Origin of the sequence: Pseudomonas gingeri (genome assembly GCF_013385635.1) — a bacterium.
Lineage (GTDB): Bacteria > Pseudomonadota > Gammaproteobacteria > Pseudomonadales > Pseudomonadaceae > Aquipseudomonas > Aquipseudomonas gingeri_A.
In genome coordinates this window covers 212,074-235,616 of the sequence record NZ_JACAPR010000012.1, presented here as the reverse complement: position 1 = coordinate 235,616, position 23,543 = coordinate 212,074, and the positions used below count along the sequence as shown (strand labels likewise).

Below are 23,543 nucleotides of genomic sequence, written 5' to 3'. Positions count from 1 at the left end.
TTGCCCGGTGGTTCATATCCAATAACAAGATGAGGTTGTTCCCATGCCAGTTGGCACCCACCTGCCCCCCGGCGAGACCGCTCAAGGCGGTCCGCTCAAACGCGAACTCGGTGAACGGCATATTCGCCTGATGGCGCTCGGCGCCTGTATCGGCGTCGGTCTGTTCCTCGGTTCCGCCAAGGCCATCGAAATGGCCGGTCCGGCGATCATGCTGTCCTACATCATTGGTGGCCTGGCGATCCTGGTGATCATGCGCGCCCTTGGTGAAATGGCCGTGCACAATCCGGTCGCCGGTTCCTTCAGCCGTTATGCCCAGGACTATCTCGGTCCGCTGGCCGGCTTTCTCACCGGTTGGAACTACTGGTTCCTGTGGCTGGTGACCTGCGTCGCGGAAATCACCGCGGTGGCGGTGTACATGGGCGTCTGGTTCCCCGATGTGCCGCGCTGGATCTGGGCCCTGGCGGCGCTGGTCAGCATGGGCACGATCAACCTGATCGCGGTGAAGGCCTTTGGCGAATTCGAGTTCTGGTTCGCCCTGATCAAGATCGTCACCATCATTGCCATGGTCATCGGTGGCGTCGGCGTGATCGCCTTCGGTTTCGGCAACGACGGCGTGGCCCTGGGCATTACCAACCTGTGGAACAACGGCGGCTTCATGCCCAACGGCATCAGCGGCGTGCTGATGTCCCTGCAGATGGTGATGTTCGCCTACCTCGGCGTGGAAATGATCGGCCTGACCGCCGGCGAGGCGCGCAACCCGCAGAAAACCATCCCGAATGCGATCGGCTCGGTGTTCTGGCGCATCCTGCTGTTCTACGTCGGCGCGCTGTTCGTGATCCTGTCGATCTATCCCTGGAACGCCATCGGCACCCAGGGCAGTCCGTTCGTGATGACCTTCGAACGCCTGGGGATCAAGACCGCCGCCGGTATCATCAACTTCGTAGTGATCACCGCCGCGCTGTCCTCCTGCAACGGCGGCATCTTCAGCACCGGGCGCATGCTCTACAGCCTGGCGCAGAACGGCCAGGCGCCGGCGACCTTCGCCAAGACATCGAGCAACGGCGTGCCCCGCCGCGCACTGCTGCTGTCCATCGGCGCCTTGCTGCTGGGCGTGCTGCTCAACTACCTGGTACCGGAGAAAGTCTTTGTCTGGGTGACGTCCATCGCCACCTTCGGCGCGATCTGGACCTGGGTGATGATCCTGCTGGCACAGCTGAAATTCCGCCAAGGCCTGACGGCTTCGCAACGTGCCGGCCTGCAGTACCGCATGTGGCTGTACCCGGTCAGTTCCTACCTGGCGCTGGCGTTCCTGGTGCTGGTGGTCGGCCTGATGGCGTACTTCCCCGATACACGTGTCGCGCTGTATATCGGCCCGGCGTTCCTGGTGCTGCTGACGCTGCTGTTTCATGTGTTCAAGCTGCAACCGAACAGCGTTTCGGACGGTGCAGCCAGTTCGGCTTCTTAGGTGCCATAGCGAAATGAAAAAGCCCGCAGGCGAGTGCTCGGCTGCGGGCTTTTTGTTGGCGCTGTCGCGGTTCTACGCCGTCACTGCCCGGGCCGGTTGCCCCAGTCGCTTGTTGAAATCCAGCCACGCCCCCAGCAGGGCCATCAGCCCGGCACCGACCAGCGCGGTGAACACCTGCATGGCGAAGGTATCGTCGGCCATGGCGTTGATCATGTCCGCCAGCGGCGCCAGCAATACGCCCAGGCAGAACACTTCCAGCGAGTAACGACCCATGCGGCAGGTCTGTTGGGCCAGCCAGTGATGTGTCCAGTTGCCCTTGGGCAGCACCTTCGCGGTGACATAGGCCAGCGCCAGGAAGTGCAACAGGCGCACCGGCGACAGATCGGTCTTGCTGATGGGGTAGATCAACTCGCTCAGCGCCGCCGGCACCAGGGCATCGTGGATTTGCGGCCAGCGCCAGGCAATGGTGAGCACGGCGCACACCAGCACATAGATGGCTGCGACGATAAACAGCGGCTGGCGGGACAGCGTCGGTGCCTGCGCGGGCTTGGGTTGCCGCGTGTAAATCGCCGCCGCGCCACCGAGTATGAACAGCAACTGCCAGGTGACGGGATTGAAGTACCACACGCCGTCGGCAATCGCCGCCAGGTTCCAGCCCAGCCTTGGCGCCAGCAGGTACACCGTCAGCGACGCCAGCACCACCAGCCAGGTCTTGCGCAGTAGCAACGGCAGCACCAGCGGCAGGCCGCCCAGCAGCACGATATATAACGGCAGCGGGTCCATCAGGTTCGGTTTGAAGCGCAGCAGCAGTTCATCCACCAGGGCCTGTTGCGGGTGGGTGACGAAGTGCGTCAGGCCCATTTCCTGGACCAGGTCACGCGTCTCCACATGGCTGTTGGCGAAGAACACGATGCCCATCAGCATCGCCAGCAGGAAAATATGCACTACGTACAGCACCCAGGTGCGACGGAGGATTTTCAAGGTAGCGAACCAGTAACCGTCGCGTTGCAGGATCTTGCCGTAGGCGAGGATCGCCGCGTAGCCGGCAAGGAACACGAAGACCTCGGCCGCATCGCTGAAACCGATGTTGCGCAGGGTGATCTGGCCAAGTGGGTTGTGGGGCACGTGATCCCAGAAAATGAAGATCAGCGCCAGTCCCCGAAAGAAGTCGATGCGCGGGTCGCGTCCGTTCAGCATGGCAGCGGGCTCTGTGGGCGAATGTTGAATATGACCGGCGCGGCTGTCGGAAATTGCACACCGCAGGTCGGCGGCGCGCAGGGTGGCGTGATTTTCCGGGAATTGCAAAAGCGGGCTATTACCAAATGTCACATTTTTCTGCTCACGCGCGCGGAGCGAGCCTTTCCGCGCGCGGGCAGGTCAGGTTGATTACTTGTCGTCGAGGAAGTGCAGGAGGGCGGTATTGAAGAATGCCGGGTCCTGCAGGAACGCGAAGTGGCTGGCATTGGGCAGGATCAGCAGGCCCGCGCCGGGAATGGTCGCCGCCATGTACTCGGTATTCTCGCGCTTGATCGCCTCGTCGTGGTCACCGTCGACGATCAGCACCGGGGTCTTGATCTTCGCCAGATCGGCGTCCGTCCAGTTCGGCTGGCTGGCCCACATATGGCTGATCTGCTCGACGAAGGCATCATATTCCTTCGGTGTCGGCGACAGCTTGGCGTACTCCTTGCCGGCTCGCTCGATGTAGGCGGCGAAGGTCGGGTTCTTCTCGACACTGTCTTTCACCCCCGCGGTCGTGCTGTTGGCGGCGAAGGCAAAGATCTTGCCGACACGGCTCGGATGACGCATGGCCAGGTCCAGGCCGAGGATTGCACCATCACTCCAGCCGACGATATCGGCCTTGGGGATTTTCAGGGTGTCGAGCACCGCGACCACATCATCGGCCATCAGGTCGTAGCCGTAGGGTTGCGCATCGCGCGAGCTGCGCCCATGGCCACGGCTGTCAATGCTGATCACCGTGTGTTTCGCCGCCAGGGCCTTGACCTGGTTGCCCCAGTAATCGGAGTTGCCGAGGCCGCCGTGCAACAGCACCACGGGCGAGCCATGACCGGTCTTTGTGTAGTAGAGCTTGATGCCGTTGACGGCGGCATAACCGGTTTTTGCTCCGGCGACAGGCGTCGGTGTCGGCGGCAGGATTTCCCAGCGCTCGGCGGCCTGGGCCAGGTTGAATGACAGCGACAGGCAGACAGCAACCAGCAAGCGATTTAGCATCGTGATCTCCAGCGTGTGAGAGGGCGGGATTAGCGGCGCCATGGGCGGATGAAAGGATGGCGCCGCTTGATCATAGAACCGATGCCACCCGTAAACCGAGGCCTGGGCTGCATTGTTTATAAAAAGTTTAACAGGCCGCCCTCAGTCGCCGGCCAGGCTGTCGAAGTGCCGGCCCGATCTCAGGCCGCGACCACTTCGTGGGGTTCGAAGCTGTCGGCCCGGGCCATCTGCCACATACGTGAATAGAACTCGCCGTTCACTTCGCCGGTGAGCAACTCGCCCGGCTTGAGGAACACATGCAACTGCGAGAACAGCTTGATCTCGGTGGCCGACATCCGTCGTACCAGATGCTTGGCTTCCAGCTGGGACGGGTGATCCAACCCCGCCGCCGCCAGCATTTCCGCCAGGGCCTTCAGGGTATTGCGATGGAAGTTGAATACCCGCTGGGCTTTGTCCGGTACCACCAGCGCCCGCTGGCGCAAGGTGTCCTGGGTGGCGACGCCGGTCGGGCACTTGTTGGTATGGCAGCTCTGCGACTGGATGCAGCCGATGGCGAACATGAAGCCGCGCGCCGAGTTGGCCCAGTCGGCGCCGATGGCCAGGACGCTGGCGATATCGAAGGCGCTGACGATCTTGCCGCTGGCTCCGAGCTTGATCTTGTCCCGCAGGTTCAGGCCGACCAGGGTGTTGTGTACGAACAGCAGGCCCTCGCGCATCGGTACGCCGATATGGTCGGTGAACTCCACCGGTGCCGCGCCGGTACCGCCTTCCTTGCCGTCGACCACGATGAAGTCGGGGTAGATGCCGGTCTCCAGCATCGCCTTGGCGATGCCCATGAACTCCCACGGATGGCCGAGGCAGAACTTGAAGCCCACCGGCTTGCCGCCGGACAGTTCACGCAGTTGGGCGATGAACTGCATCAATTCGAGGGGGGTCGAGAAGGCGCTGTGGCGTGACGGTGAAACGCAGTCTTCGCCCATCATGATCCCGCGCGTCTCGGCGATTTCCTTGGTCACCTTGTGCTTGGGCAGGATGCCACCGTGGCCGGGCTTGGCGCCCTGGCTCATCTTGATTTCGATCATCCGCACCTGCGGGTTCTGTGCCTGGGCGGCGAAGCGCTCCGGATCGAAGCGACCGTCGGCGGTACGGCAGCCGAAATAGCCGCTGCCCAGTTCCCAGGTCAGGTCGCCGCCGTTTTCCCGGTGGTAGGGGCTGATGCTGCCTTCGCCGGTGTCATGGGCGAAGTTGCCGAGCTTGGCACCCTGGTTCAAGGCCCGGATGGCGTTGGCACTGAGGGAGCCGAAGCTCATCGCCGAAATATTGAACACCGAGGCCGAGTACGGCTGTGTGCATTGCGGCCCGCCGACGATCACCCGGAAGGCGCTCGGGTCGCTCAACGGCGCCGGGCGCATCGAGTGGCCGATGAATTCGAAACCCGATTGGTACACGTCGATCAGGGTGCCGAAGGGCTTGTCGGCGCTTTCGTTCTTGGCCCGCGAGTACACCAGCGAGCGTTGGGCGCGGGAGAAGGGCAGGGCGTCGCTGTCGGATTCCAGCAGGTACTGGCGGATTTCCGGGCGGATGCCTTCGACCAGGTAACGGATATTGCCCAGGATCGGGTAGTTGCGGCGTACCGCGTGGGGACTCTGCAGCAGGTCGAACAGGCCCAGCAGGCTGAGCAGGCCGGTGACCAGGGTGAACGGCCAGAGCCAGTCATGTTCCAGGAACGGCAGGCTGGCGAGGGTAAAGATCACGCAGCCGGCAAAGAAGGCGTAGCGGCTCAGCAGGGACAGGCTCATACGGTTTCCTTGGGTTCGGACTCATCAGGTCGGTCAGGCATTCTGCGCCTGGAGAAAAATCGAGAACAACTCGGATTGGGATTTGATTCCCAGCTTGCTGTACATGTGTTTCTTGTGGACTTTCACGGTTTCGATGGAGATTTCCAGCTTGCGGGCGATTTCCTTGCTCGAACAGCCACTGAGCATCAGGCGTCCGACATCCAGCTCGCGGGCGGTCAGTTGCGCACCCTTGAGCTGTTGCACCGAGGCTTCCAGCTGGATGCGCCAGTCACCCTGTTGCGGTGTCGCCGGTACGGCGGTCTCTTCATGGACCTCATGGGGCAGGCGCTGGCGCAACAGGCCCAGCACCCAGGGTTGAATCAGTGACAGCAGGGCGATCTGTTCGGCGTTGAAGCGGCTGGTGGAGCCCAGCGACAGGCACAGGGTGCGGTCGTCGTCGAGCTGGCAATTGAACTGGATTTCGTCGGCCACCACATTCAGACGAAAGTAGCGCTGGTAGTACTCGGTCAGTTCGAAATGCTCCGGTGCCACTTCGGCCAGGCGATACAGGCCGGTGCGCGCGTGTTCGCGGCTGGCGATGTAGAACGGGTCCAGCAGGTACAGCCCCTTGAGGTAATCCTGGAACAACTGGTCGGGGCTGCCGTCTTCCCCCGGGCATTCGGCGAACACTTCCGGGCGCCGCTGGCTGCTGAACAGCAGGACCACCCAGCTGTCGAACGTCACGTACTGATCGAGCAGGCGCACCAGTTGCGTCCAGAAGTTCGGCCGGTCGAGGGCTTCGATCATTTGCCCCACCGAGCGGTGCCAGGCGATGTCATCCAACGACAGTGTCATTCGTCTACCCCTATCGAGTTACCCCGGCCGCGTAATTCCCATGGCCCGGCATGGGTGCGCATACTGAGGCCACACACAATGGCCGGGCACTTATTCTGCCAGCTCGGCGCCGTCATTGAGCCTGGCCGGCAACAGAAAACAAGGAATACCCATGAAAGTCGAACTTGCCCAGCTGGCTGGCCGGGACAACGATACAGCTTACAACCTCGAGCGGGCACTTGCCGCAATCGCTGCCTGCGCCGCCGATACCCAGTTGATCGTGTTTCCGGAAACCCACCTGATGGGCTTCCCGTCCGCCGAAACCGTGGCCGGGATCGCCGAGCCGCTGGACGGCCCGACCGTGCAGGCGGTGCGGCAGGCCGCCCGCGAGCGCAACCTGGCAGTGGTCATCGGCATGGCCGAGAACGATAACGGCCAGTTCTACAACACCACCCTGATGATCACCCCGCAAGGCATCGCCCTGCGTTATCGCAAGACCCACCTGTGGGCCTCGGATCGCGGCGTGTTCAATCCGGGCGATCGTTATGTGACCTGCGAGTGGAACGGCGTGCGCGTCGGCCTGCTGATCTGCTACGACATCGAATTCCCGGAAACCGCCCGCGCCCTGGCGCAGTTGGGCGCCGAGCTGCTGATCGTGACCAACGGCAACATGGACCCCTATGGGCCGACCCACCGCACCGCCATCATGGCCCGCGCCCAGGAAAACCAGGCCTTCGCGCTGATGGTCAACCGGGTTGAGGAGGGCGACGGTGGCCTGTTGTTCGCGGGTGGCAGCGCCCTGGTGGACCCGTTCGGGACCCTGCTCATGGAAGCCGGTCGCGAAGAGGGCCGGTTCAGCGTGGAATTGGACCTGGGCCAACTGGCCGCCGCACGCCGGGACTATCGTTACCTGGACGACCAGCGCCTGCGTTTGCCGGGCGAGGTCATCGAGCATGCCAACGGCGTGCGGGAATTGTTGATTCCGCAGATCTGATCGAGGGAGGCCCGGGCAGCGCTGTTGTGCTTCAGGGCCTCTTCGCGGGCAAGCCCGCTCCCACAGTGGCAGTGCAAGGCCTGGAGGGATGGGCCTGTCTGCCGTGGCGATGAGGGCCTGAAGGGATGGGCCTGTCTGCCGGGGCAGTGCGAGGCCTGGAGGGATGGGCTTGCCTGCAGGGCGTAATGCAAGGCCTGGAGGGATGGGCTTGTCTGCAGGGCGTGATGCAAGGTCTGGGGGGCTGGACGGGTCTGCAGGGACGATGCAAGGCCTGTGGGAGTGGGCTTGCCCACGAAGGCGCCGGCCCCGACACCACAGGATCTGAATGCTGCACTCATAAGAATTTTGTAGTACCGCTGCACCTTTGCCGAACTCGGCTCTGCCATAAATCCAATAACATTCGGAGTAGTCGCCTCATGGCTCGTTTGCAACGCACCCTTTCGTTGGGGTCGGTGGTGCTGTTCGGCATCGCCTACATGACACCGATCATTGTCCTCGGCACGTTCGGCATTCTCGCTCAATCCACCGCAGGCATGGTGCCGGCGGCGTATCTCGCGGCGCTGGTGGCGATGTTTTTCACCGCCATGAGCTACGGCCGCATGGCCGCGGCCTTCCCGGTGGCCGGCTCGGCCTACAGCTATGTACGCAAGGCCATCAGCCCGAAACTCGGTTTTATCGCCGGCTGGGCGGTACTGCTCGACTATCTGTTCCTGCCGATGGCGATCTGGCTGATCGGCGCGGCTTACCTCAACTCGGCGTTTCCCTCGGTACCGCAGGCAATCTGGGTATTGGCCTTTATCGTCATCACCAGCCTGATCAATATCGTCGGCCTGCGCCTGGCCAACGGCATCAATGCGCTGCTGATGCTGGTGCAGTTCCTGGTGCTGGTGGCGTTTGTCGCCCTGGCGATCCACTACATTGGCGGCGACGCCAGCAAGCCGCTGTGGACCCTGGCACCGTTCTTCAATGGCGACATGCAGATGCCGCTGGTGATGAGTGGTGCGGCCATCGCCTGCTACTCGTTCCTGGGCTTTGACGCGGTCAGCACCCTGACCGAGGAGACCCGCGATCCGCGCCGCACCATTCCACGGGCGATCATGCTGATCACCCTGATCGGTGGCCTGATTTTCGTCGGCGTGTCGTACTTCGTGCAGTTGGCTCATCCGGCGTTCGTGTTCGACAACGTCGACTCGGCGGCCTACGAGATCGCCCGCAATATCGGTGGCGACCTGTTCGTGACGATCTTCCTGATCGGCCTGATCGTCGGCCAGTTCGCGTCGGGCCTGTCAGCCCAGGCCAGTGGTTCGCGCCTGCTCTATGCCATGGGGCGTGACGGGGTGTTGCCGAAGTCGTTCTTCGGTGCCTTGAGCGAACGTTTCGGCACTCCGATCAACAGCATACTGCTGTGCGCCGTGGTGGCCTTGCTGGCGCTCAAGCTGGACGTGACCACTTCGACCTCATTCATCAACTTCGGCGCTTTCCTGGCCTTCAGCCTGGTCAACCTGTCGGTGATCTTCCACTACTGGATCGGCGGCGAGAAACGCGGTCCGCGCGAGCTGCTGCTGTTCCTGATCTGCCCGCTGATCGGCCTGCTGGCGGATTTGTGGCTGATGATCAGCCTCGATCACCTGGCGATCTACCTGGGCGTCAGTTGGTTGGCGATCGGCCTGGTGTACCTGGCGTTCCTGACCGGCGGCTTTCGCAAGCAACCACCGGAGATGGATTTCCAGGAAGCCAACTGAGCCAGGGCCCGGCCCTTGCTTGATCGTTTCCACGCTTTGCGCCCGCTTTTGTGACGCGGAGCGTCACGGGCTGCATTCCCACGCAGAGCGTGGGAACGATCATGCCCACGCAGTCCGCGGGAGCGGTCATGTGCCGGTCTTGCTCTGGCGGATCGGCAGCTCGACCCTGAAGGTCGTACCTGTTCCCAGCGCGCTGCGTACCGAAATCTGCCCGGCATGTTTCCGCACGATGCCATAGGACAGTGACAACCCCAGTCCGGTGCCCTGGCCAATGGGCTTGGTGGTGAAGAACGGGTCGAAGATCTTCTGCACGGTTTCCGGCGCCATGCCGGAACCGGTATCGGCCACTTCCAGCCAGACCCGCTCTCCCGACGCCCCGCCGCGCAGACTGATGGTGCCACGCTCAGGGCCTATCGCCTGGGCGGCATTGACCACCAGGTTCATGATGACCTGGTTGATCTGTGAGGGCAGGCATTCGATTTCCGGCAGTTCGGCGTAGTCCTTGATCACATCGGCCTTGTACTTGAGTTCGTTGGCGACGATGTTCAGGGTCGACTCTATCCCTTGCTGGAGATTGCTCCACTGCCACTCCTGGTTCGAGTCGACCCGGGAGAAGTTCTTCAGGTCCTTGACGATCTGTCCGACCCGCCCGATGCCCTCCTTGGACTCCTTGATCAGCAGCGGGATATCTTCCTTGAGAAAATCCAGTTCGACCTTTTCGCGCAAAGCCCGCAGGCGTGCGAGCAGTTCCTGCGAGGCGATGCCTTCCTCGGCGCTGCGGTAGGCGTCGAGCATCTCCTGCAGTTGATTGAAATAGCCGTCGAGAGTGCCGAGGTTGGAGCCGATGAAACCGATGGGGTTGTTGATTTCATGGGCGACCCCGGCGGCCAGCTGGCCGAGGGAGGCGAGCTTCTCCGACTGCACCAGCTGGCTTTCGAGCTGCTTGCGCTCGTCGATCTCGTGCTGCAGGGCCTGGCTTGCCTGCTTGAGGGCCTGGGTACGCTGTTCCACCAGCTCTTCGAGGGTGTGCATCTGCAGGTTGGCGCGCTGGGTCATTTCCCATTTGTTGGTCAGGGTATTGGCCAACTGCTGGACTTCGATATTGTCGAAGGGCTTTTTCAGGATCAGCAGCCGATCATGGCCATGCAGGCGCTCCAGCAAGTCTTCCCAGGAGTAGTCGGTATAGGCGGTACAGACCACCACTTGCAGGTTCGGGTCGACTTGCCACAGGTGCTCGATGGTTTCGGCGCCGTCCCAGCCCTGGGGCATGCGCATATCGACGAACGCCAGTGCATAAGGCTGTTCGTGGGCCAGGGCGTACTCGACCTTGGCCAGGCCTTCCTGCCCGCCATACGCGGAGTCGAGTTCAAACGGCTGGCTGCCGCCGGTCCTGGCCTCCTGGCCGAACAGTGCCGCTTCCATCAGGTCGAGGTCCGGGCTTTCGTCCCGTGCGGGCATCAGTATCTTGCGAAAGTCATCGTGGATCGACGGTGTGTCGTCCACCAGCAGGATGCGACGGTTCGAGTGTGTTGTCATGGGACCCCCACAGCGGTTTTCAAAGGTAATTCGAGGGTGAAGACCGCACCTTTTCCAGGGCCGTCGCTATGGGCGGTGAGGTGTCCGTTCATTTCGATCGCGGCCAGGGCGCAGCTGTGCAGGCCGAAGCCGTGGCCGTCCTTGCGGGTGGTGAAACCGTGGGCAAAGATGCGTGTCATGTTCTCCGGCAGGATGCCTTCGCCGTCATCCTTGACACTGATATGCAGGGTAGAGCCTTCGACTATCCGCACTTGCAGGGTCAGTTTGCGGGCGCGGTCGGACAGGCTGGACATCGCCTGCTTGGCGTTGCTGATCAGGTTGATCAGGATCAGCAGCATGCGGTGCTTGTCGGCCATGACCTGGGGCACCTCCTCGTAGTCGCGGACCACGGTGACATTGTGTCGGGTCAGGGCGCCGGAGTTCATGCGCAAGGCATCTTCGAGCAGTTCGCCGATGTGCAGCGGTTCTTCGAGGCTGGAGACCCCGGCATAGGACTGCTGGGTGGAAACGATGTCCTTGATGTGGTCGACGCTTTTGCCCAGTTGGCCCAGTTCGTCGGCCATGCTTTGCTGTTCCGTGGCGATGGCCTCGACAAGCTGGTTGAGGTAGCCCGGCAACAGCTTGCCCTTGGCGTCATGGGTGAGGAACTCGCCGAGGTCGTCGGCATGCTCGTTCATCAGCCCGACCGCACGCCCCAGGCCCAGCGCCTTGCTGGCGCGCAGCTTGCGGGCCACCAGGTCGGCGGAGATGTTCACGCTGTTGAGCACATTGCCGACGTTGTGCAGCACGTTGGTGGCGATCTCGGCCATGCCGGCGTGGCGGGCGGTATCCACCAGTTCGCTCTGCGCTTCGCGCAGCTCGCGGGTGCGTTCTTCGACCCGTTGCTCCAGGTATTCGTTGGCGGTTTGCAGGTCCCGGTTGATCTGGTTGATCTGAGCATAACTGCGGGCCAGGCGGCTGGCCATGTATAGCAGCAGGACAGCCATCAGCGCCGAGAAGATCAGCAGGTACAGATGGTATTGCTGGTCGATATGGTCGGCGATTTGCTGGTCCTGGTTCAACTGGTCGGTTATCGCATCCAGGCTCTCGGACACCGGTACGGCGGCGATATCGTCAAGCAGCGTGTTGACCAGGGGTTGCTCGCGCAGGATCAGTTGCACATGGTTGAGCAGGATGTCCATCGGCACCTTGAAGGCCGCGGGCAAGCGCTGCTGATCTACCGTAATCTGGTTGATCCCCAGCAGAATGTCGTTGGCTCGCTCGTCGGTGGTGGTCTGGGCAAACTCCAGGGTGCTGAGCAACAGGTCGTAGATATCGTTGGAAGTGGCCTGGAGCATCAGCTTGTCGTAGTCCTGCAGCCCGCTGAGCTGGCGCTGGATGTCGTCCTCCGCTGTCGGCAGGAACGCCAGGGAGTTGCGCAGCACCGCGTTATGCGACTTGAACTGTTCGACCAGCCGGCTTTTCTCGGCAAGCGCCTGTTCCAGGGTAGCCCGGCGATCCTTCCAGGCGCTGGAGCTGCTGCTTGCCTGCGTCAGCCCCAGGTTTTCGAACGTCTCCAGGTGTGTCTTCATACCGACCAGGGGCTTGATCAGCGGATCATAGTTGCGGGCCACCGCAATCCTTGCCTTGAGGATCTCTGTGTCCCACCGCGCATCCAGTTGCTTGGCATGGGCGATCAGATCGCGGGCACTGGCGTAGTCCTGGGTGCCTTCGCTGCGGGACATGAGGTAGAGGAACACCAGCACCGACGCCAACACGAGGGTGAGCAAGGGCAAGAGCACCCGGTTCAACAGGCGACGTGTCAGCTTCATAGCGGCTTGCCTCCCAGTTCACCGGTGAGGGTCTTGAGAAACAGAACGATCAGGCGTTTGTCCTCATCGGAAGGGATACGCCCCAGTTGGTAGGTGAACATCACCGTGACAGCCTCATCGAGAGTCTTGGCCGACGCGTCATGAAAGTACGGCGCGGTGAGGGCGACGTTGCGCAGGCTGGGGACCTTGAACACATAACGATCTTCCTCTGCCTTGGTCGTCAGATAGCGCCCCAGGTCGGCTTCGGTCGGGTTGCCGCGGGCCTTGAAGTAGTCGCCCATCACGCCGAATTTCTGATACATGTTGCCGCCGATATTCACTCCCTGGTGGCAGGCGATGCAGCCGTAGTCCTTGAAGCGCTGGTAGCCGTATTTCTCGTCGAGGGTAAGGACCTCGGTGTTGCCCTGCAGGTACTGATCAAACCGCGAGTTGGGCGTCAGCAGCGTGCGCTCGTAAGTGCTCAGGGCGTTCTGCACATTGACGGCGGTCACGCCATCGGGATAGGCGCCGCGAAAAGCGGCCTGGTAAGCCGGGTCCTTGACCAGGGTGTCGATGATGTTCGGCCAGGTGTTGCCCATCTCGATCGGGCTTTGCACCACCTCCTCGGCCTGGGCTTCCAGGCTCTCGGCGCGACCGTTCCAGAACTGGCGGAAGTTCAGTGCGGCATTGAGCACGGTCGGGGTGTTGATGCCGACAGTGGCGCCATGGAAACCGATGGACAGCGGCTTGTCATCGGCGCCACCTTTTTCCAACTGGTGGCAGGTGGCGCAGGACAGGCTGTTATTGACCGACAGGCGCTTTTCATTGAACAACTGGCGACCCAGTTCCACCCGGCGCGGGTCCTGTTGCGCAATATCCGGCAGCGGCTTGAGCGGTTCGTCCAGGGGCGCAGCCAGGGCAGGCAGGCACAGCGCCGTCCAGAGCAGCAACACAAGCGTTCCAGGTGATGACATCGCGTGCTTCCTTGGCGGTCAGGGCGGTGGTGTCAATCAGTCGTGTCCCGGCGTTTCGAAGCGCCGGTTCTTCAGCAGGCGGGCGAACTCGTCGGCTTCAACGGCTTTGCTGAAGTAGTAACCCTGGGCTTCTTCGCAGTCATGAGCCCTGAGAAAGTCCAGCTGTTCCAGGGTTTCCACACCTTCGGCGATGATGTTCAGGCTCAGGCTCTTGCCCAGGCTGATGATCGCGTTGACCAGTGCGGCATCGTTGCCGTCACCCTTGAGATTGCGCACGAACGACTGGTCGATCTTCAATACGTCGATAGGGAAGCGTTGCAGGTAGCTGAGGCTGGAATAGCCGGTGCCGAAATCGTCGATCGCCAGGCGGATACCCAGGGCCTTGATCTCACGCAACAACTCGACCGTGGCCTCGACGTTCTGCATCAGTACGCTTTCGGTGATTTCCAGTTCCAGCAGCCCGGGGGCCAGGCCGGTTTCCTCCAGCACCTGCTCGATACCCTTGAGAAAACCCCGCTGTCGGAAGTCGATCGCCGAGACATTCACGGACATGATGATGGGGGCCAACCCTTGCTGCTGCCAGCTCACGGACTGGGCACAGGCCTGGCGCAGTACCCAGCGGCTCAGCGGGACGATCAGGCCGCTGTCTTCGGCCACCGGGATAAACTCGCCGGGGTAGATCCAGCCACGTTCAGGGTGGCGCCAGCGGATCAGCGCTTCGGCGCCGACCACAATGCTCTGGCTCAGGTCCAGCTTGGGCTGGTAGTGCAACACGAACTCATCACGTTCCAGGGCCAGGCGGATACCGGACTCGATGGACTGCTGCTCGCGAGCGCGCTGGTTCATGTCTTCGATGAAAAAGGCGAAACCGTTGGCAGCGTGTTCCTTGGCGCTGCGCATGGCCGTTTCAGCCTTCTTGATCAGGCTCAGCGCATCCATGCCATCTTCGGGGTAGATGCTTATGCCCAGGCTTGCGGTGACCCGCAGATCATGCCCGGCCACCTCCAGCGGTGTGTTCACCGCGGCGAGGGCCTTTTCGGCGATCCCCTTGGTCTGGTGGGGATGGGCGATATCGGGCAGCACCAGGACAAACTCGTCGGAGCCGTAGCGAAACACCGAGTCCGACTGGCGCAACGCGCCGATCAAGCAGTTTGCTACATGCTTGAGCATTTCATCGCCGGCCGGATGGCCGAGCGCATTGTTGATGCGCTTGAAGCGATCCAGGCCGAGGAACATCACCGCCACCTGTTCATCGTGGCGCCGGGCCAGGGCGATCGCCTGGCCCAGGCGGTCACCGAGCAGGGTACTGTTGGGCAGTTCGGTCAGTACATCGAATTGCAGCAGGCGCGAGACCTGCAACAGTTCCTGGACCCGTTCCTCGATCGTCCGTTCCAGATCGGACATCCGTGTGGCCATGTCCTGGGCCAGTTGCCATTTCCAGGTCAGGGCACTGGCCATCTGGCGGATTTCCAGGCTGTCGAAGGGCTTTTTCAGGATCAGCAACTGATCGCCGAACTCCAGGCGGTCGGCCATGGATTCCCAGGAGTAGTCCGAATAGGCCGTACACAGGGCGATCTGCAGGTCCGGGGCGATCTTCCACAGCCGCTCGATGGTTTCCAGGCCGTCCCAGCCGGGTGGCATGCGCATGTCGATAAAGGCCATGGCGTAGGGGCGACTGGCGGCCTGCGCGAGTTTCACCAGTTCCAGGGCTTCCTGGCCCTGGTACGCGGAGTCCAGTTCGAAGGTCTGGCGCTGCGGCGTGGAAACACCGAACAGCAAGGTTTCGGTGGCGTCCAGGCTCAGTTCATCGTCCTGCTCCGGACCGAGGATCTTGCGAAAGTCATCATGAATCGAGGTGGTGTCATCGATGATCAGGATGCGCCGGTTGGCGGCGCCGGCCAGGACGTTCATCACTGCACCTCGCGATCGAACGGTGTTTCAGGGTTTATATTGCCCACCTGCAACAACTGCGAGGCGTGCTGGCTGTCGACGGCCTTGCTGAAGTAATAGCCCTGGGCGTTCATCGGTGAGCCGGTGGAAATCAGCGAGCTGCGCTGCTCCAGGGTTTCCACGCCTTCGGCGATGATGCCGATCCCGACTTCCCGGGCGAAGTTGATGATGGCACGCAGGGTATTGGCGCTCTCGGCATCCTGGGTCGCGTGATGGATAAACGACTGGGCCAGTTTCAGGTGATTGACCCGGTAGGTCCTGAGGTAGTCGAACGACGAATAGTCGGTGCCGAAATCGTCAATGGCGATCTTCACCCCGAGTTCGCGCAACTGCGGCAGCACGTCGTTCTGTGTCCATTTGGTCTGAGCCAGGGTCGCCTCGGTGACATCGAACTCCAGGTCCGCGGGCGAAATACCCCACTTGGCCGTGGTGTTCACCACGTCGCGAACCAGTTCGCCGCCACTCTTGAGTTGGACCAGTGACAGGTTGATCGCGATCACCGGCGGTGCCATGCCTTCGTCACGCCATTGGCGCATCTGCTGGCAGGCCCGGTCCAGCACCCAGTGACCGAGGGCGACGATGGTGCCGGTCTTTTCCGCCGCCGGAATAAACACATCGGCCCCGAGCAGGCCGCGTTCGGGATGGTTCCAGCGTACCAGCGCCTCCATGCCGAGGATCTTGCCGCTGGCCAGGTCGACTTCAGGCAGATAGTGCAACTCCAGCTCGTTGTGCTCGATAGCGTGTTTCAGGTCATTGGCAATGGCGACACGGTCGGTGACTTCCTGGTTGATCTCCTCGGAATGGAAGTGGTACTGGTTGCGGCCCTGTTCCTTTGAGCGGTACAGGGCCATGTCGGCCTGCACCAGCAGGGTGTCGGCATTATCGCTGTCCGGAGCGTAGGTGCTGATGCCGATGCTGACGGAGATCCGCACATCGTTGCCATCGAGGCTATAGGGTTCGACCAGGGCATTGCGGATCTTCGCCGCCAATGCCCCGGAGACGGCCGGGTCGCTCATTTCGGTTTGCAGCACGGCGAACTCGTCGCCGCCGAGTCGCGCCACGACGTCGGTTTCACGTGTACAGTTCTTGATGCGACGGGAGACTTCCTGCAGCAGCAGGTCACCCACCGGATGGCCGAGGGTATCGTTGATGCGCTTGAAGTGGTCCAGGTCGAGGTAGAACACCGCGAACGGCGAGGCGCCGCGCTGGGCGGCGGCGAAGCTCTGGTGCAGGCGCTCGATCATGGTCGAGCGGTTGGCCAGCCCGGTGAGTCCGTCGGTGCGGGCGAGCAGGGCGATCTTCTCCTCGGCCAGCTTGCGCTCGGTGATGTCGATGATGATGCCTTCGACCTCAAGCAGGCGACCTTCGCCATCGCGCACCGGCACGTAGCGGTTCTCGACCCAGCGCCAGTGGCCGTCGCCGGTGCGCAGGCGGTATTCGATGGAGGCACCCAGGGCGTCCTTGTCCAGGACCCGGGCCATGGCCGTGTCGACCTTGGCCTGGTCCTCGGCGTGAATCAGCACGTCGCGCCAATCGTCCGAGCCCACCAGTTCCTTGGCCACATGGCCGAACTTGGTGATGTTGTGGGAGATATACATCAGCGGAAACGACGGCTCGCCCCGCAGGCGGTAGAGAATGGTCGGGCTGTTCTGCACGATGATATTGGCATCGGACAATTCGCGGGTACGCTCTTCGACGGCTTGTTCGAGCTGGTCCATCTTCAGCGCCGCGTCTTCGGTCATCTGCCATTTGGCGGTCAGGGCGCTGGCCAGTTGGCGGATCTCGATCGCATCGAACGGCTTTTTCAGGATCAACAGGCGATCGCCCATGTCGACGCGTTCGTGCATGTCCTCCAGCGAGTAGTCGGAGTAGGCGGTGCACAGGGCGATCTGCAGCTTGGGGTCGACCTGCCAGAGCCGTTCGATGGTTTCCAGGCCATCCCAGCCGGGTGGCATGCGCATGTCGATAAAGGCCATGGCGTAGGGGCGATCCCCGGCCAGCGCCTGTTCGACCCTGGCCAGGCCTTCCTGGCCCTGGAACGCGGAGTCCAGTTCGAAAACGTATTGCGAACGGCTGACGGTGGTACCGAACAAGGCTTCCTCGGCCGATTGCAGGTCGTCTTCGACGACGTGCGGGCAGAGAATCTTGCGGAAGTCTTCATGGATCGACGCCGTGTCGTCAATGATCAGGATACGACGGTTAATCCGGTCCGCCACGCTGCTCATCACAGGGCCCGGATCGTATGACTGTCGAAATGTACCGAATGCATGCAGAAATCCTTTCCCGATGGGCACACAACGACTGCGCGCTCGACTGCCAGGAGCATAGATCGACTTGTGTACCGATGTCGAAATAGTTGCATCCATCGGTGGTCGCGGCGGCGATAAAAATCTACCCTAAGGGCGAAGACAGGGATCGTCGGCCATTTAGAGATCCCGCACTCGAAAGTCCTACGCTGACATGAGGTGCACCATGGATGAACCCGCCGTCGTTTCCGTGACCAGGCCCCGTGTCCTGTTGGTCGATGACGAAGAATCGATTATCAATAGCCTGCGCCGCCTGCTGCGCAGCCAGCCCTATGAGCTGTTCCTGGCCGACAGCGGGGCCAAGGCCCTGGAAATCATGGCCGGGCAATCCATTGACCTGGTCATCAGCGATGCACGCATGCCGAACATGGACGGTGCGACGCTGCTGGCGCGCATTCATGAGCTGTATCCCGCCACGCTGAGAATTCTGCTGACCGGTTATGCCGATATGGACATGATCATCAAGGCGATCAACGAAGGGCAGATCTACCGCTATATCAGCAAGCCCTGGAACGACGAAGAACTGATGCTGACGGTACGCCAGGCATTGGCATTCCAGCACTCGGAAAGTGAGCGTCAGCGTCTGCAAGTGCTGGCCCGGGAACAGAACCAGCAGTTGCAGACGCTCAACGCGACCCTGGAAAAACGCGTGCTGGCGCGCACCAGTGAAGTCCAGCAGACCGCCGACATGCTCGACCTGGCCTATGAAGAGCTCAAGCGCAGCTATGCGGTGACCGCCGAGGTGTTTTCGCGGATGGTCGAGTGGCGTCTGCCCCAGGACAAGCAGACCAACCGGGCGATCATCGATCTGGTGAAGGCCTGGTGCAAGGCCCACGAGATGGACGAAGCCGATACCCGTAACCTGGCCATGGCGGCCGCCCTGCACAATATCGGCAAGATGAGCTGGACCGACGGCATGATGGGCGCGCCGGCGGACCTGCTGCACCATACCGATCGCGAGCGTTATCGCAGCTATCCGAAACAGAGCGAGTCATTGCTGATGACCCTGGAGCCGATGCAGGACGCGGCCCGGTTGATCCTGCATCATCAGGAGCGCTGGGACGGCAGCGGTTTCCCCGACCACCTCAAGGGCGAGGCGATTCCCCACGGTTCGCGAGTGCTGAAACTGGCCGTCGATTTTGTCGAGTTGCAGCGCGGGCTGATTCTCGAACGGCAGATGAACAGCGACGAAGCCCTGGTGTTTATTCGCAAGTATGCGGGCCGCCTGTACGACCCGGAACTGGTCGAGGCCTTCGTCAAGGTCTGCGCCGACCACCTGAGTGACGTCACCGCCGGCGATCCGAGTGTCAAGGTCCTGGAGACCCGCGAGCTGGTGGCGGGCATGATCCTGGCGCGCAACCTCAATGCCGACAACGGCATGTTGCTGCTCAATGCCGGCAAGGTGTTGAGTGCTCTGCTGGTGGAGAAGCTGATCAGCTTCGAGGCCATGGAGAAAGCCAAGTACAGCGTTTTCGTCAAGGTGCCCGAGGAGGTGGCACAGCTGGAGCAGACAACCTGAACCTGCCCCGACGACGTGTAGGAGCCGGCTTGCCGGCGAGGCGTCCGGGTGGGCACCGCAAGGCTCGAAGGCCTCATCGCCGGCAAGCCGGCTCCTACAGTACGGCGTGCATCCGGACTTCCCGAGGTGTACGCGGTCGTTGTAGGGGCTGTGTTTGCGCTTGCCTGTCGGCCTCCCAGGATGTGATCCTGGCGGCCTTTTTCAGGACGGTGTCGAGACCATGACCGCCTTTTCCTCTTCCAGGACTATCCGTATCGCCGCCGCCCTGTTGATCGGTCCCGATGGCCGAACCTTGCTGGTGCGCAAGCGTGGCACCCAGGCCTTCATGCAGCCCGGTGGCAAAATCGAAGCCCATGAGCAACCGGCCAAGGCCCTGGCCCGCGAGCTTGAGGAGGAGTTGGGATTGCGCGTCGATCCCGCTGCCGTGCGCTACCTCGGGCAATTCTGCGCACCGGCCGCCAATGAGCCCGGTTTCGACGTCACTGCCGAACTGTTTCTGCTCACTATCACCGAAGCAGTCGAGCCTGCGGCCGAGATCGAAGAGGTGGTGTGGATCGATCCCGCTACCGACGGCAATCTGTGCCTGGCGCCATTGACACGGGACCTGATCCTGCCGTTTTATCGTGCCTCGCTGCAGGCCACTGTCTGATCCCGGCCGAACCTGTTTTTTGTCGAACAAGGACCGTCCATGATTCCCGCCCAAGAGTTGCTGCTGTTCGCCGCCGCCTGCCTGTTGATGGTCCTGACGCCGGGACCGAACATGATCTACCTGATTTCCCGCTCCATCTGCCAGGGGCCCAAGGCCGGGGTGGTGTCACTGCTCGGGGTGGTGGGCGGCTTCTTCATCCATCTGTTTGCCGCCGCGGTGGGGCTGACCGCAGTGTTCATGGCCGTGCCGGTGGCCTATGAAGTGCTCAAGTGGGCCGGTGCGCTGTACCTGCTGTGGCTGGCCTGGCAGGCGCTCAAGCCGGGTGCCCGCTCGCCGTTCGAGCCCCGCCAGTTGCCACCGGACTCGTCGGCGCGGCTGATCGCCATGGGCTTTCTCACCAGTGCCCTGAACCCGAAGATCGCGGTGTTCTACCTCTCGGTGTTTCCGCAGTTCATTACCCCGGAGCACGGTTCGGTATTCGCCCAGAGCCTGATGCTCGGCGTGACCCAGATCAGCGTCAGTTTCATCGTCAATCTGCTGATCGCGCTGTTCGCCGGCGGCCTCGCCGCCTGGTTCATGCACAACCCGCTGTGGCTGGCGGTGCAACGTTATTTCATGGGTTTCGTGCTGGCCGGGCTGGCCGTGCGCCTGATGCTCGAACAACGCCGTACGGCTTGAGCGGGAGTGATGGGTGTCAGCGGACCGCGCTGACGCCATCCAGGGTCGAGAACGAAGTGTCCTTGGCCGTCAGCAGGAAGTCGCGCATATAGGGGGCATCGAGCATGTCCGCGCGGATCGCCGCGTACAGCGTGGCGAACAGGCCTTTCTCACCCAGGCGCTTGGCCTTCACATAACCCCGTGAGCTGTATTCGTGCAGCGCCCAGTGGGGCATGCCGCAGACACCCCGGCCGCTGGCCACCAATTGCATCATCATCACCGTCAGCTCCGAGGTACGCACCTGGGCCGGTTCGATATCCGCAGGTTCCAGGAAGCGGGTGAAGATATCCAGCCGGTCGCGTTCCACCGGGTAGGTGATCAGGGTTTCCTTGAGCAGGTCCTCGGGCACGATATAGGCCTTGTTCGCCAGCGGATGCTGGTTGGCGACCGCGAGCATCGCCTCATAGGTGAACAGCGGCACATAGGTGATACCCGCCAGCTCCAGTGGGTCGGAGGTCACCACCAGGTCCAGGTCGCCGCGCGCCAGGGCCGGCAGCGGAGCGAAGGAAAAACCGGAGGCCAGGTCCAGTTCGACTTCCGGCCAGGCATCGCGGAACTGGTCGATGGTCGGCATCAGCCACTGGAAGCAACTGTGGCACTCGATCGCCATGTGCAGCCGCCCCGCGGTGCCGCCGGCCAGCCGCGCGATATCCCGTTCCGCCCCGCGCAGCAGCGGCAAGGTGGCGTCCGCCAGTTGCAGCAGGCGCAAACCGGCGCTGGTGAAGCGTACCGGCTTGGTCTTGCGCACGAACAATGGCATGCCCATGCGCTCTTCCAGTTCCTTGAACTGGTGGGACAAGGCCGACTGTGTCAGGTGCAGGCGCTCGGCGGCTTCCACCAGGCTGTCGGCTTCACGCAGGGCGTGCAGGGTTTTCAAGTGACGGATTTCCAGCACCAGGAGCTCCATGAGCAAAGTTTGTAATGAACGCGCAAGGGGTGAGTTTGTCTCATGCAGGGGCGGCTGTCGACCAGCAGCCGTCAGCCTCGGGGGCTGTGGCGTCTGATCGGTCGTCTTCGCTGGCAAGCCAGCTCCCACAGGGGCTACGGGTTCCACAGGTCCTGTGGGAGCCGGCTTGCCGGCGATGGCGTCCGGAAGGGCGGCGCAACACTCAAGGGACACATCCCTGGCAATCTTCATCAAACTGTCATTGAACTGTGGCAGCGCGCTTGAACAGATTTCATCAGACTCGCGCTCTACTGGGGTTCTGCGTTTCGGTGTTTTTTCATGCGTGTAGTTATTCTCCTGGCCGCACTGTTGTTCGGCCTGCCGTCCTTTGCGGCTTCTCGATGTGATGTCAATGTTCCAACCGAGCATGTCGACCTGGCTCAGGTCAGCCTGGCCTACCAGAGTATCGGGCGTGCCTCGGATCCGGCCTTGCTGCTGATCATGGGCCTGGGTGGGCAGTTGATCCACTGGCCGGATGAAGTGGTGGTCGCTCTCTGCCAGCAGGGTTTCCGGGTGATTCGTTATGACAACCGCGATGTCGGCCTGTCGAGCTGGCGTCAGGCGCCGGCGAGCGCCAACCTGACCTTCGAGGTCCTGCGCTACAAGCTCGGCCTGCCGGTGGCTGCGCCGTACAGTCTGACCGATATGGCCGGCGATGCGCTGGGCTTGATGGATGCCTTGCAGATCGAGCAGTTCCACGTGCTGGGCGCGAGCATGGGCGGCATGATCGCCCAGCATGTCGCGGCCATGGCCCCGCAGCGGGTCGAGAGCCTGACGCTGGTGATGACCAGTTCCGGCGCCGAAGGCCTGCCGGCGCCGAGTGCGGCCCTGGTGCAGTTGCTGTCGCGACGCAGTGCGCCGAATCGCGAGGTGGCGATCGAACAGCAGGCCGACCTGCTGGCGGCGCTGGGCAGCCCGGAGGTCCGCGATGACCGGCACAAGCTGTTGCAGCAGGCGGCGACGTCCTATGACCGGGCGTTCAATCCGGAAGGGGTGAAGCGCCAGATCATGGCCATTCTCGCCGAACCGAGCCGCGTGCCCTTGCTCAACCAGCTGCGGGTACCGACCCTGGTGGTGCATGGCACCGCCGATCCGTTGTTGCCGGTGATGCACGGGGTGCACCTGGCGGCGCATATCCAGGGCAGCCAACTGGTGCTGATCCCGGGGCTGGCCCACCGTTTCCAGGAGGCGTTCAAGGCGCCGTTGCTGGCGGCGGTGCTGCCTTATCTGCGTCAGCACCAGCAGGACGTCAGCCACTGGGCGCAACTCTGAGTCGGGTGTATCGTGCAGGCTTTACGGCGAATCAATGCCTGTGAGGTTGATCATGAGTACCCCGTTGAAAATCGATTTTGTCAGTGATGTTTCCTGCCCCTGGTGCGTGATCGGCCTGCGCGGCCTGACCGAGGCGCTGGATCGCCTGGGCGCCGAGGTCCAGGCCGAGATTCATTTCCAGCCGTTCGAGCTGAACCCGAAGATGGGCGCCGAAGGGCAGAACATCACCGAGCACATCACCCAGAAGTACGGCTCGACGCCGGAGCAGTCACAGAAAAACCGCGAGATGATCCGCGAGCGTGGGGCCGAGGTGGGCTTCAGTTTCCGCACCAGCGGCGACAGCCGTATCTACAACACCTTCGATGCCCATCGACTGTTGCATTGGGCCGGCCTGGAAGGGCGCCAGTACAACCTCAAGGAAGCCTTGTTCAAGGCCTACTTCACCGACCAGGGCAATCCGTCCGATCATGCCCAGTTGAGCCTGATCGCCGAGAGCGTCGGCCTGGACCGCCAGCGCGCCGAGGCCATTCTCGTCTCCGACGAGTATGCCGCCGAGGTCCGTGAGCAGGAGCAGTTGTGGGTATCGCGCGGGGTCAGCTCGGTGCCGACCATCGTCTTCAACGATCAGTACGCGGTGAGTGGCGGGCAGCCGGTGGAGACCTTTGTCGGCGCGATCCGGCAGATCATCGCCGAATCCGCCAAGGCCTGACCTTGATGGGGGAGCTGGCTGGTGCAGGAGCTGGCTGGTGTAGACGTGGGCTTGTGGGGAAATGGCTTGTTTGGGAGGTGGTCTTGTGGGAGGGGGCTTGCCCCCGAAGCTTTTGGCGCCCTTGAGGGCCTCT

The 23,543-nt window shown here is 62.3% G+C and carries 18 protein-coding genes; 8 read left to right on the top strand and 10 right to left on the bottom strand.

Features of this window, described 5'->3' with window-relative positions; translation table 11 throughout:
- Positions 1–43 precede the first annotated feature (43 nt).
- Positions 44–1,465 (top strand): amino acid permease, encoded by a 1,422-nt coding sequence (locus tag HX851_RS39820; RefSeq protein ID WP_177065241.1) that lies wholly within the window; start codon positions 44–46, stop codon positions 1,463–1,465.
- 72 nt (positions 1,466–1,537) lie between these two features.
- On the opposite strand, the gene HX851_RS39815 is transcribed toward HX851_RS39820, so the two are convergent.
- The 4 genes from HX851_RS39815 to HX851_RS39800 all read right to left on the bottom strand — a co-directional run bounded on the left by HX851_RS39815 (position 1,538) and on the right by HX851_RS39800 (position 6,327).
- Complete coding sequence (locus HX851_RS39815) at positions 1,538–2,662, bottom strand: OpgC family protein (RefSeq protein ID WP_177065242.1); 1,125 nt, start codon at positions 2,660–2,662, stop codon at positions 1,538–1,540.
- Positions 2,663–2,851: 189 nt separating this feature from the next.
- The gene (locus HX851_RS39810; protein ID WP_177065243.1) at positions 2,852–3,694 is read right to left on the bottom strand and encodes an alpha/beta fold hydrolase; all 843 of its coding nucleotides are present in this window, start codon (positions 3,692–3,694) and stop codon (positions 2,852–2,854) included.
- A gap of 179 nt (positions 3,695–3,873) precedes the next feature.
- Positions 3,874–5,493, bottom strand: coding sequence for an FMN-binding glutamate synthase family protein (locus HX851_RS39805; RefSeq protein ID WP_177065244.1), 1,620 nt, complete (start codon positions 5,491–5,493; stop codon positions 3,874–3,876).
- Positions 5,494–5,526: 33 nt separating this feature from the next.
- The gene (locus HX851_RS39800; protein WP_177057803.1) at positions 5,527–6,327 is read right to left on the bottom strand and encodes a helix-turn-helix transcriptional regulator; all 801 of its coding nucleotides are present in this window, start codon (positions 6,325–6,327) and stop codon (positions 5,527–5,529) included.
- A gap of 151 nt (positions 6,328–6,478) precedes the next feature.
- Between HX851_RS39800 and HX851_RS39795 the strand changes: the two genes are divergently transcribed.
- Entirely contained in the window at positions 6,479–7,300 is an 822-nt protein-coding gene (locus HX851_RS39795; protein WP_177057802.1) for a carbon-nitrogen hydrolase family protein, read from the top strand.
- A 416-nt stretch (positions 7,301–7,716) separates the two neighbouring features.
- Positions 7,717–9,042 (top strand): APC family permease, encoded by a 1,326-nt coding sequence (locus HX851_RS39790; RefSeq protein ID WP_177057801.1) that lies wholly within the window; start codon positions 7,717–7,719, stop codon positions 9,040–9,042.
- A gap of 126 nt (positions 9,043–9,168) precedes the next feature.
- Here the strand turns inward: HX851_RS39790 and HX851_RS39785 are convergent, their stop codons facing one another.
- From HX851_RS39785 to HX851_RS39765, 5 genes are read right to left on the bottom strand one after another with little or no spacing between them, the layout of a single operon-like run.
- Positions 9,169–10,578, bottom strand: a complete 1,410-nt coding sequence (locus HX851_RS39785; RefSeq protein WP_177065245.1) for an ATP-binding protein — start codon at positions 10,576–10,578, stop codon at positions 9,169–9,171.
- Positions 10,575–12,389 carry a DAHL domain-containing sensor histidine kinase gene (locus tag HX851_RS39780; protein WP_177057799.1) on the bottom strand — a complete coding sequence of 605 codons (1,815 nt, stop codon included), beginning with the start codon at positions 12,387–12,389 and terminating at the stop codon, positions 10,575–10,577. Before HX851_RS39780 ends, HX851_RS39785 begins: the two co-directional genes overlap by 4 nt.
- Positions 12,386–13,342, bottom strand: coding sequence for a cytochrome-c peroxidase (locus HX851_RS39775; RefSeq protein ID WP_177057798.1), 957 nt, complete (start codon positions 13,340–13,342; stop codon positions 12,386–12,388). The genes HX851_RS39780 and HX851_RS39775 overlap by 4 nt, the downstream gene beginning before the upstream one ends.
- A gap of 36 nt (positions 13,343–13,378) precedes the next feature.
- Positions 13,379–15,253, bottom strand: a complete 1,875-nt coding sequence (locus HX851_RS39770) for a putative bifunctional diguanylate cyclase/phosphodiesterase (protein ID WP_177065246.1) — start codon at positions 15,251–15,253, stop codon at positions 13,379–13,381.
- Positions 15,253–17,517 carry a putative bifunctional diguanylate cyclase/phosphodiesterase gene (locus HX851_RS39765; protein WP_177065247.1) on the bottom strand — a complete coding sequence of 755 codons (2,265 nt, stop codon included), beginning with the start codon at positions 17,515–17,517 and terminating at the stop codon, positions 15,253–15,255. The genes HX851_RS39770 and HX851_RS39765 overlap by 1 nt, the downstream gene beginning before the upstream one ends.
- Before the next feature lie 247 nt (positions 17,518–17,764).
- Between HX851_RS39765 and nosR the strand changes: the two genes are divergently transcribed.
- The 3 genes from nosR to HX851_RS39750 all read left to right on the top strand — a co-directional run bounded on the left by nosR (position 17,765) and on the right by HX851_RS39750 (position 20,444).
- A complete protein-coding gene (nosR, locus tag HX851_RS39760) occupies positions 17,765–19,117 on the top strand; it encodes a response regulator c-di-GMP phosphodiesterase, NosR family (protein WP_177065248.1) in 1,353 nt (450 codons plus the stop codon).
- A gap of 220 nt (positions 19,118–19,337) precedes the next feature.
- Positions 19,338–19,766: an NUDIX hydrolase gene (locus tag HX851_RS39755; RefSeq protein WP_177065249.1), complete on the top strand. Its 429-nt coding sequence runs from the start codon at positions 19,338–19,340 to the stop codon at positions 19,764–19,766.
- A gap of 39 nt (positions 19,767–19,805) precedes the next feature.
- Positions 19,806–20,444 (top strand): LysE family translocator, encoded by a 639-nt coding sequence (locus HX851_RS39750; protein ID WP_177057793.1) that lies wholly within the window; start codon positions 19,806–19,808, stop codon positions 20,442–20,444.
- Positions 20,445–20,460: 16 nt separating this feature from the next.
- Here the strand turns inward: HX851_RS39750 and metR are convergent, their stop codons facing one another.
- The gene (gene metR, locus HX851_RS39745; RefSeq protein ID WP_177057792.1) at positions 20,461–21,378 is read right to left on the bottom strand and encodes a transcriptional regulator MetR; all 918 of its coding nucleotides are present in this window, start codon (positions 21,376–21,378) and stop codon (positions 20,461–20,463) included.
- Between the two features lie 330 nt (positions 21,379–21,708).
- Between metR and HX851_RS39740 the strand changes: the two genes are divergently transcribed.
- Together HX851_RS39740 and HX851_RS39735 are read left to right on the top strand one after the other, a co-directional pair.
- Positions 21,709–22,701 carry an alpha/beta fold hydrolase gene (locus tag HX851_RS39740; protein ID WP_177057791.1) on the top strand — a complete coding sequence of 331 codons (993 nt, stop codon included), beginning with the start codon at positions 21,709–21,711 and terminating at the stop codon, positions 22,699–22,701.
- A 52-nt stretch (positions 22,702–22,753) separates the two neighbouring features.
- Complete coding sequence (locus HX851_RS39735) at positions 22,754–23,410, top strand: DsbA family oxidoreductase (RefSeq protein WP_177057790.1); 657 nt, start codon at positions 22,754–22,756, stop codon at positions 23,408–23,410.
- Positions 23,411–23,543: the final 133 nt, after the last annotated feature.

Excerpts from the sequence above, each read along its gene's own strand:
- HX851_RS39820 (WP_177065241.1), top strand. The coding sequence starts at position 44 with ATGCCAGTTGGCACCCACCTGCCCCCCGGCGAGACCGCTCAAGGCGGT.
- HX851_RS39815 (WP_177065242.1), bottom strand. The coding sequence starts at position 2,662 with ATGCTGAACGGACGCGACCCGCGCATCGACTTCTTTCGGGGACTGGCG.
- HX851_RS39810 (WP_177065243.1), bottom strand. The coding sequence starts at position 3,694 with ATGCTAAATCGCTTGCTGGTTGCTGTCTGCCTGTCGCTGTCATTCAAC.
- HX851_RS39805 (WP_177065244.1), bottom strand. The coding sequence starts at position 5,493 with ATGAGCCTGTCCCTGCTGAGCCGCTACGCCTTCTTTGCCGGCTGCGTG.
- HX851_RS39800 (WP_177057803.1), bottom strand. The coding sequence starts at position 6,327 with ATGACACTGTCGTTGGATGACATCGCCTGGCACCGCTCGGTGGGGCAA.
- HX851_RS39795 (WP_177057802.1), top strand. The coding sequence starts at position 6,479 with ATGAAAGTCGAACTTGCCCAGCTGGCTGGCCGGGACAACGATACAGCT.
- HX851_RS39790 (WP_177057801.1), top strand. The coding sequence starts at position 7,717 with ATGGCTCGTTTGCAACGCACCCTTTCGTTGGGGTCGGTGGTGCTGTTC.
- HX851_RS39785 (WP_177065245.1), bottom strand. The coding sequence starts at position 10,578 with ATGACAACACACTCGAACCGTCGCATCCTGCTGGTGGACGACACACCG.
- HX851_RS39780 (WP_177057799.1), bottom strand. The coding sequence starts at position 12,389 with ATGAAGCTGACACGTCGCCTGTTGAACCGGGTGCTCTTGCCCTTGCTC.
- HX851_RS39775 (WP_177057798.1), bottom strand. The coding sequence starts at position 13,342 with ATGTCATCACCTGGAACGCTTGTGTTGCTGCTCTGGACGGCGCTGTGC.
- HX851_RS39770 (WP_177065246.1), bottom strand. The coding sequence starts at position 15,253 with ATGAACGTCCTGGCCGGCGCCGCCAACCGGCGCATCCTGATCATCGAT.
- HX851_RS39765 (WP_177065247.1), bottom strand. The coding sequence starts at position 17,517 with ATGAGCAGCGTGGCGGACCGGATTAACCGTCGTATCCTGATCATTGAC.
- nosR (WP_177065248.1), top strand. The coding sequence starts at position 17,765 with ATGGATGAACCCGCCGTCGTTTCCGTGACCAGGCCCCGTGTCCTGTTG.
- HX851_RS39755 (WP_177065249.1), top strand. The coding sequence starts at position 19,338 with ATGACCGCCTTTTCCTCTTCCAGGACTATCCGTATCGCCGCCGCCCTG.
- HX851_RS39750 (WP_177057793.1), top strand. The coding sequence starts at position 19,806 with ATGATTCCCGCCCAAGAGTTGCTGCTGTTCGCCGCCGCCTGCCTGTTG.
- HX851_RS39740 (WP_177057791.1), top strand. The coding sequence starts at position 21,709 with ATGCGTGTAGTTATTCTCCTGGCCGCACTGTTGTTCGGCCTGCCGTCC.
- HX851_RS39735 (WP_177057790.1), top strand. The coding sequence starts at position 22,754 with ATGAGTACCCCGTTGAAAATCGATTTTGTCAGTGATGTTTCCTGCCCC.